This window comes from Bacteroidota bacterium (genome assembly GCA_018816945.1).
Lineage (GTDB): Bacteria > Bacteroidota > Bacteroidia > Bacteroidales.
On sequence record JAHIVC010000019.1, the window covers coordinates 1 to 2,298 of the forward strand.

The 2,298-nt window shown below is 34.3% G+C and carries 2 protein-coding genes; both read left to right on the forward strand.

Translation table 11 applies throughout. The features are described from left to right. The first annotated feature begins 273 nt into the window (after positions 1 to 273). On the forward strand, positions 274 to 948 hold the full coding sequence (locus tag KKG99_03610) for an AbiV family abortive infection protein (GenBank protein ID MBU1012065.1): 675 nt from the start codon (positions 274 to 276) through the stop codon (positions 946 to 948). 171 nt (positions 949 to 1,119) lie between these two features. Then, on the forward strand, positions 1,120 to 2,043 hold the full coding sequence (locus KKG99_03615; GenBank protein ID MBU1012066.1) for a DUF4268 domain-containing protein: 924 nt from the start codon (positions 1,120 to 1,122) through the stop codon (positions 2,041 to 2,043). The last annotated feature ends 255 nt before the right edge of the window (positions 2,044 to 2,298 follow it).

The following is a 2,298-nucleotide window of genomic DNA, read 5'->3' on the forward strand; positions in this document are numbered from 1 at the left end:
CAATGGCCTGCTCAATAATAGTAAGTCCCGATTTCTTTCTCATAATCTGAAATTTTTGTTGTGAATAATCTCGGAGTATAGAAAGAATCGGGTACTTTTGAAAGAGCTATCCCGCGCAGGCGGGATTTAGTTCAACAAAGTACATATTGCAGGGCGGGGTTTGGTTGTACGCCAACTGCGGCTTCTCGCATCGCAGTTCCGTGTCCTTCGGGCAGGAACGCTCTCCGAAATCCGCCCCGACAACATGTACCAACCGTTACCAACAATTTCAAAATGATATCAATTTACAAACTCAAGAAATCGGAATATAAAGAAGGCGCCAAGCTAGCTTTTGAGAATTTTGAAGATTTATTGAATGTCTCCGAGAAAGCAGCACAAATAGGAAAATTGGGAACAGCAACCTCCTTGTGTATTCTTTCTATAGAAGAATTAGCAAAATCAGTAATTTTAGAATTATTGGCAATTAATAATTCTATTCCAATAAAAAACTTAGAAAAATATTTTACTTCTCATGAACAAAAGCATCTAGCTGCAATATCTTTATTCTTTAACTTAAAATCGACTTTTGAAACCAATCAAACAAAACAAGATAATGAAATGGATTCAGATTTTATTCTGGTTATAATTATTCTAATAGTTTTATTGGCACTATCGATAGACAATAAGGCTAAATTAAAGAATAAAAGAAAAGAAAAATCATTTCTTGACACGTTCAAAGAATCAGGATTTTATGTAGAATTCAATACAGATTCAAGACAATGGATTAGTCCCAAAATGGAACACAACCAAGAAAGATTTGAAAGCCTTTTTCAATTGACAAGTGAGTTTGCAACTTCTATTAAAAACTGGATAATTAATGGGAAATTAAGTAAAGAGAATTTATTAAAATTTTTGCATTCTCTTGATGATGACTTAATAGATAAATCACGTTTGGAGAAATTATTATGAAAAACTGCTGGTAACAGCACCTATAAAACATGGCAAATTCGTATTCGGCTGAAACGTGGGCATTTCGTTCACACTTCACTTTCCGGCGGAAAGTAAAGCGCTCCGAAATTTTGCCACGTTTCAAAGCCAAACCGTTGTGCCGCATACTAAAAAACTACAAACAATAAAATTATGCTTGGAAAAATTGAAAATATTGATCTTAGAGATGTTTGGAAACATGAAGCAATTGATTTTACAAATTGGCTTGCTCAACCTGATAATTTTCAACTTCTATCTGAAGAAATTGCGCTTGATATGCAAGTGATAAAAACAGAAGCAAATGTTGGAAGTTTCTCCGCAGATATTTTAGCAGAGGAAACGAATACTGGGAAAAAGATAATTATCGAAAATCAACTTGAGACTACTAATCATGACCATTTAGGCAAAATAATTACTTATGCATCTGGATTAGAGGCAAATTATATTGTTTGGATTTTCAAAGATATAAGAGAAGAGCATCGTAGAGCAATTGATTGGCTTAATGAAATTACTGACGAGGATTTAAGTATTTTTGCGATTAAAATGGAACTTTGGAAAATAGGAGATTCTTTACCTGCTCCGAAGTTTAACATTATTTGTTCTCCTAATGATTGGTCAAAGGCATTTAAAAAGACATCGAATTCGCCGAACATGACTGATAATAATTTAATTCAATTAAATTTTTGGAAAGGTTTTGCGGATTATATTGCAAATCAAAAAACACCATTTAAAGTACGCAAACCAAGGGGACAACATTGGTACGATTTGAGTATTGGAAGTGCACAGGTGCATTTATCATTTGTGATTTCAGTAAAGGATAATTTTCTTAGAATTGATTTGTATATTCCTGACAACAAAGAACTTTTTGGTGAGTTTAAAGAAAAACAAGATGAAATAGAAAAGATTCTTGGATTTTCATTGGATTGGCAGGAATTACCGACTGCTAAAGCTTCAAGAATAGCATATATGCGTGAGAACATTGATATTAAACTAGAGAAAAATGTTGACGATGCATATAAATGGCTTTTAGATAATGGATTGAAAATTTATCAGGCATTTAAAAAATATATAAAATAAAGCACGACGGCACAATAAATAGGACTCTGAGCGGTCGGCAATGCCTGTCCCGATTCATCGGGAACCCAGCGATGAGTCGGTGTTGAACTACACCCGCCGGGTTCAGGGCTATGTAGGCTCATCAGATAAAACAGGTGGAGAGTTGAAATTCATTAAGCAAATATTAGTGAAACACGATAGATGAAAAATGCAATATCATTGATCCCTCTGAACACGGCCCTAAACGCCTTGATTTTTCCATTGAAATTTTCAGCC